The organism is Lentzea sp., from assembly GCF_036380075.1.
Taxonomy (GTDB): domain Bacteria; phylum Actinomycetota; class Actinomycetes; order Mycobacteriales; family Pseudonocardiaceae; genus Lentzea.
In genome coordinates this window covers 1-5,630 of the sequence record NZ_DASVFL010000092.1, presented here as the reverse complement: position 1 = coordinate 5,630, position 5,630 = coordinate 1, and the positions used below count along the sequence as shown (strand labels likewise).

Below are 5,630 nucleotides of genomic sequence, written 5' to 3'. Positions count from 1 at the left end.
GCGCGCCCGCGCAGGGGGCTCCGGCCAAGCCCGCTCCCGCCCAGGCCGCTGCCACTCCGGCGGCACCGGCTCAGGGGGCGCAGGGACAGGCGGCGCAGGGGCAGGCCGCACCGGCTCAGGCGGCTGCCGCTGCTCCGGCCGCGCCTGCCGCTCAGGCACCGAACAAGCCCGCCCAGACACCGCAGGTCGACGGCCCGACGGCGAAGATCGCCCGCCCGCAGCCCGCCAAGAAGTCCTGACGCCGCACACCAACGCCTGACAACCGGGCGCCTGACAAACCGCGCCCCACGACGGGGCTCGCAACACCGGCCGCCTGCCCTACACGCGGCTGCCCCATGCCCGGTCGCCCCATGCCCGGCAGCCCCACACCGGCGCCACAGCAAGGCGCCTCGCACCCGGCGCCGCAAGCTGACGCAGGGGTCCCCCGCCCAGGGGGACCCCTGTTTTCAATTATCCCAGCCGACACCGACAATTTCGCATCGCCGCAGGTCAGAGCCTGATCTCGTGGACCGCAGGCATCGGCATCGAGCGGCAGAAGTCCCAGTCCACGTCCTGCCCCGACGCGATCAACGCCCGCGACAGGAACGTCCCGTGCGACCCGACCAACACGGTCGCGTCCGGATACTCGGCCGCGATCCGCGCCAACGCCCGCCCGGCCCGCGCGGTCACCGCGTCCAAGCTCTCCCCGGACCCGTGCGCCGAAGCCGGGTGCGCCCAGCTCCAGGCGTACTGCCCCTCCCAGTCCGCGCTCGGCAGCAGCCCCGACTCCCACTCCCGCAGCTCCGGCCACGTGATCACGTCCAGCCCCAGGGCCGCGGCGGCAGGACTGACGGTCTGCACCGCCCTGCGCTGCGGGCTCGACAGCACCGCCACCGGCGCCAGAGCGACGAGCCGCGGCGCCAGTTCCTCCGCCGCCGCCAGACCGTCCGGGTGCAGCGGCCGCCGGTCGTCATCGGGCTCGCCCAGGCGTGGCCGGACGGACTGCGCGTGGCGCACCAATACGATTCGCGTCGACACGTCACTCATCTTGGGGGAACAGGATGTTCGTGAAGCCGCTGGGCACGGACGGTGCCGAGCTGAGGCCGTTGGAGCCGTGGCAGGCCGAGGAGTTCTTCGCGCACATGGAGCGCGGCCGGGACTTCATCGGGCAGCACATCGGGTTCGCCGACGCCGCGAAGGACCTGGAGAGCGCGCGCAGGCTCCTGCAGAGCTACGCGGACAAAGCCGCGGCCGACACCGGCCGGATCTTCGGCATCTGGGTCGACGACGTGCTGGTCGGCGGCGTGCTGCTGCGGGTGATGGACATCCCGCAGGCGCTCGCGGAGGTCGGCTGCTGGCTCGAACCCGCCGCCGTCGGCAAGGGGCTCGTCACGCGCGCCTCGAAGCTGTTGATCGACTACGTGATTCGCGAGCGCGGCGTGCATCGGGTTGAGTGGCGGGTGTCGTCGCGCAACGCGCCCAGCATCGCGGTCGCGCGGCGGCTCGGCATGACCAAGGACGGGGTGCTGCGCTCGTACTTCTCGTACCGCGGGGTCCGCCAGGACCTCGAGGTGTGGTCGGTGCTGGCGCCGGAGTGGGAGAGCTGATGGACGACCTGGTGCTGCTGCACGCCTTTCCGCTCGACGCGCGGATGTGGGACGTGCCGGGCGCGCTCACGCCGTCGTTGCGCGGCGAGGGCGAGCCCGACCTCGACGTGCTCGCGTCCCAGGTCCTGGCGCTGCTCGACGAACGCGGCCTCGACAAGGTGCTGCTGGGCGGGTGCTCGATGGGCGGTTACGTCGCGATGGCGGTGCTGCGGCGGGCGCCGGAACGCGTGCGCGGCCTCGTTTTCATCGACACGAAGCACACCGCGGACACGCCGGAGGCCGCGGCGAACCGGCACGCGATGGCCGACCGGGTCGAGCGCGAGGGCGTCGGCGAGTGGCTCGTCGAGGCGATGTTGCCGAACCTGCTCGGTCCGGACGCCTCCGACACGGCACAGGCGTCGGTGCGCACGATGATCCTGGAGCAACGCGCCGAGGACGTGGCGTGGTGGCAACGCGCGATGGCGAAGCGTCCCGACTCGACGGACGTGCTGGAGTCGATGGACGTCCCGTCGCTGGTGCTGGTGGGCGAACACGACAAGATCACGCCGCCCGACGTGGCCGCGAAGCTCGCGGTGACGTTGCGGCGCTCCACCAGCGAACGCGTCGAGGGCGCCGGGCACCTGCCACCCGTCGAACAGCCGGAGGAGTTCCGCGCCCGGCTGGAGCGGTGGCGCGTTCAGGTCGGGCTCTAGCTACCAGCGGCGCGCGGTCGGTCCACGCCGGCCGCGCGAGTCCCAGCAGCCCTGGTGCCAGTGGCGGCGTTCCTCGACCGAACCGGTCTCCTCGGCGGGCCACGCGACGACGTGCGGCGTGCCGGGGCGGATCTCGTGGTCGCAGCCGGGGCAGCGGTAGGTCTTCTGCGCCTGCGCGCCCGAGATCGCGCGGACCAGCCAGTCGCCGTCGGGCCCCGACTCGGTGCGCGCCCAGCCGACGCCCCCGCCGAGGGGTCGTGAGTCTTCTGGCTTGGGGCTGTTACGACGAGGCACGGCCACACGGTAACCGCTCGTAGAATCAGGCCGTGCCGACCTACGAGTTCCGCTGCCGAACGTGCGACGACACCTTCGAGCTGCAGCGCCCGATGAGCGAGTCGTCCTCACCGGCGAGCTGCCCCGGCGGTCACGCCGACACCGTGAAACTGCTGTCCATGGCCGGTATCGGCGGGACGCAGAAGCAGCCCGCGGGCGGGGGCGGCGGTTGCTGCGGTGGAGGTTGCTGCGGCTAGGAGGTCTCGCGGTCGATCAGCACCTCGGCGACCTTGCGGCCCTGGTCGCAGACGGTGCCGAACTTGCCGGACGGGTCGATGACGATGATCCCGAGCCCACCGCCCTCGTAGGGGACGACGAGCACGCACGACGGGTCGACCTCGGGGTCGTCGGAGCGGTCGAGGTACGTGACCTTGTGGCCCTTCACGTCCCAGTCACCGGTGGTGCGCTCGATGGTGACCTGCTTGCCCTCGCGGTACCGCAGCGAGACGCCGACCTCGACGTCGCCGGCCTTCGTCGTCCACCGGCACGACTGGTCGAACGTCGAGTCGTAGTTGATCTGGGTGGGCGGCGTGTCCGCCTTCGCGCCGGGGTAGGGCAGGTCGGTCCACTTCAGCTTGGCGCAGACGCCCTGCACCTCGCCGTCGATGGGCGCCGTCTCGGGGTCGTCCGGATCAGCGGACGACGACGGGTCCGTGGAGGGGTCCTGCTCCTTGTCGAACGGCGACGAGGCGTCGAGGGGCGACTGCGCCACCGCGGTGCCCCCGATGGTCGTACGGGCACAGCCCGACACGAGCACGAGGACAGCCACCAGGAGCACCAGTCGACGCATGACCCCCACCATGCCAGACGCGACATGGTGCTCCTGTGAGCGGCTCACGAGTAGTCGCGGAACCCCTTGCCCGTCTTGCGGCCGAGACGACCGGCCGTGACCAGGTGTTCCAGCAGCGGCGCCGGGGCGAACCCGGGCTCGCGGAACTCGTTGTAGAGCGTGCGCTGGATCGCGAGCGACACGTCCAGCCCCACCACGTCGAGCAGCGCGAACGGCCCCATCGGCAGCCCGCAGCCGACCTTCATGGCGTTGTCGATGTCGTCGGCCTCGGCGTAGTGCGCCTCCAGCATCCGCACCGCGTCGTTGAGGTACGGGAACAGCAGCGCGTTGACGATGAAGCCCGCGACGTCGCCGCAGTGCACCGGGTGCTTGCCGAGGTCGAGGCAGATCTTGCGGGCCGTGGCGACCACGTCGGCGCTCGTGGAGATCGTCTCGACGACCTCGACGAGCTTCATGACCTGCGCGGGGTTGAAGAAGTGCAGGCCGACGACGTCCGCGGGCCTGCCCGTGGCCGCCGCGACCTCGATGACGGGCAACGACGACGTGGTCGTCGCGAGCACCGCGCCGGGCTTGCACACCTCGTCGAGCGCGGCGAAGACCTCCCTCTTGATGCCGATCTCCTCGGCGACAGCCTCGACGACCAGGTCGCAGTCCGCGAGCTCGACGAACTCCACGGCAGGCGTGATCCGCCGCAGCGCCGCGTCCCGGTCCTGCTCGGACAGCTTGCCCTTGCCGACAGCGCGGTCGAGCGACTTGCGCACCGCGCCGATCGCCGTCTCCGCTTTCTCCAGGCTGCGGGCGCGCAGCACGACGTCGTACCCGCGCTTGGCGAAGACCTCGACGATCCCGGTGGCCATCGTGCCCGTGCCGATGACACCGACCCGCTGGACCTCACGAGCCGGCGCCGCACTGTCCACTTCGGACGGCGTCTGCGCGTCCCGCACGACGACCGGCGAGTCGGGCCCGTCGTAGGTGTAGAAGCCGCGCCCGGTCTTCCTGCCCAGCAACCCGGCCGTGATCATCTGCTTGAGCAGCGGCGCCGGGGCGTGCAAACGGTTGCGCGACTGGTGGTACATCGTGTCGAGGATTTCGTACGCGGTGTCGAGACCGATGAGATCCAACAACGCGAGGGGCCCCATCGGATAACCGCAGCCGTACCGCATGGCGGCGTCGAGGTCCTCACGCGTCGCGTACCGCGACTCCAGCATCTTCACCGCGTGGTTGAGGTACGGGAACAGCAGCGCGTTGGCGATGAACCCCGCCCTGTCGCCGATCACGACCGGAGACTTGCCCAGCCGTTCGACGAACGCCACGACGTCCGTGATCACGTCCGGCTCCGTGACGACCGTCCGCACGACCTCCACCAGCTTCAACACCTGCGTGGGGTTGAAGAAGTGCAGGCCGACGACCTTGCCCGGCCTCTTGGTGTGCACGCCGATCTCGGTGATCGACAGCGACGACGTGTTGGACGCGATGATCGCCTCGTCGGGCAGGACCTCGTCGAGGGCCTGGAAGATCCGGGCCTTGAGTTCGACGTTCTCCGGCACCGCCTCGACCACCAGGTCGCACCCGGCGAGACTGGCCAGGTCGAGGCTCGTGCTGACCCGCCCGCGGATCACCGCCTTCTCCTCCGCGGTGATCTTCTCGCGCTTCACGGCCCGCTCGGTGGAGTGCTCGAGGTGCCCGAGCCCGCGCTCGACCCCCGCCGCGTCGACGTCCACCACCCTGACCTCGAGCCCGGTGCGCGCGAGCACCTCCACGATGCCCGCGCCCATGGTTCCGAAGCCGACGACTCCGACGGTCCTGATCTCGCGCGCCACTGCAGACCTCCCTGTGGGGTGAAGCGGGGGGCTACCAAGGAGTAACTTGCGGGCGACTATGCCACTCCTCGCCGCGGCGGACGCCGTGAGCTTCGCCATCGGGATCGAAACAGTGATCGGTCCAGGGCAGGGACGCGGCGGGGCATCGTGCCTGATCAACCCATGTGGGGTAGCGGCGGGTTGAGCCATCCGGGTCGGGGGCGGACGGGCGCAGAGGGTGGGCGGACAAGCGGGGAGGGCTGGGGCGAGCGGGGGGCTGCGCGGCAGCGAACCCCAGCGAGTCGGGGCAGCCGCAGATCCAGCGCGAAGCCGAAGGCGAGCCGAGGCGAGCCGAGGCGACGGCGAAGCCGAGCGCTCTTGGCTCTTCTAGGGGCGGCGCGGTGGGGTGGTCCCGTCACGAGCAGTGCTC

Annotated in this window: 7 protein-coding genes and 1 pseudogene; 4 read left to right on the top strand and 4 right to left on the bottom strand. The window is 71.2% G+C overall.

Annotated elements, in window-relative coordinates; all coding sequences use genetic code 11:
• Positions 1 to 239, top strand: a pseudogene (locus VF330_RS11300) (hypothetical protein); the annotation flags it as partial.
• A 250-nt stretch (positions 240 to 489) separates the two neighbouring features.
• Here VF330_RS11300 and VF330_RS11295 read toward each other — a convergent pair.
• Complete coding sequence (locus tag VF330_RS11295; RefSeq protein WP_330851489.1) at positions 490 to 1,017, bottom strand: histidine phosphatase family protein; 528 nt, start codon at positions 1,015 to 1,017, stop codon at positions 490 to 492.
• Between the two features lie 23 nt (positions 1,018 to 1,040).
• Between VF330_RS11295 and VF330_RS11290 the strand changes: the two genes are divergently transcribed.
• Positions 1,041 to 1,586, top strand: coding sequence for a GNAT family protein (locus VF330_RS11290; RefSeq protein WP_330851488.1), 546 nt, complete (start codon positions 1,041 to 1,043; stop codon positions 1,584 to 1,586).
• A complete protein-coding gene (locus VF330_RS11285; RefSeq protein WP_330851487.1) occupies positions 1,586 to 2,278 on the top strand; it encodes an alpha/beta fold hydrolase in 693 nt (230 codons plus the stop codon). The genes VF330_RS11290 and VF330_RS11285 overlap by 1 nt, the downstream gene beginning before the upstream one ends.
• On the opposite strand, the gene VF330_RS11280 is transcribed toward VF330_RS11285, so the two are convergent.
• Entirely contained in the window at positions 2,279 to 2,572 is a 294-nt protein-coding gene (locus VF330_RS11280; protein WP_330851486.1) for a hypothetical protein, read from the bottom strand.
• Between the two features lie 32 nt (positions 2,573 to 2,604).
• Between VF330_RS11280 and VF330_RS11275 the strand changes: the two genes are divergently transcribed.
• Positions 2,605 to 2,808 (top strand): zinc ribbon domain-containing protein, encoded by a 204-nt coding sequence (locus tag VF330_RS11275; protein ID WP_330851485.1) that lies wholly within the window; start codon positions 2,605 to 2,607, stop codon positions 2,806 to 2,808.
• Here the strand turns inward: VF330_RS11275 and VF330_RS11270 are convergent.
• Positions 2,805 to 3,401, bottom strand: a complete 597-nt coding sequence (locus VF330_RS11270) for a DUF3558 family protein (RefSeq protein WP_330851484.1) — start codon at positions 3,399 to 3,401, stop codon at positions 2,805 to 2,807. The two genes, VF330_RS11275 and VF330_RS11270, sit on opposite strands and share 4 nt — an antisense overlap.
• Before the next feature lie 44 nt (positions 3,402 to 3,445).
• Positions 3,446 to 5,221: a 3-hydroxybutyryl-CoA dehydrogenase gene (locus VF330_RS11265; protein WP_330851483.1), complete on the bottom strand. Its 1,776-nt coding sequence runs from the start codon at positions 5,219 to 5,221 to the stop codon at positions 3,446 to 3,448.
• Between the last annotated feature and the right edge of the window lie 409 nt (positions 5,222 to 5,630).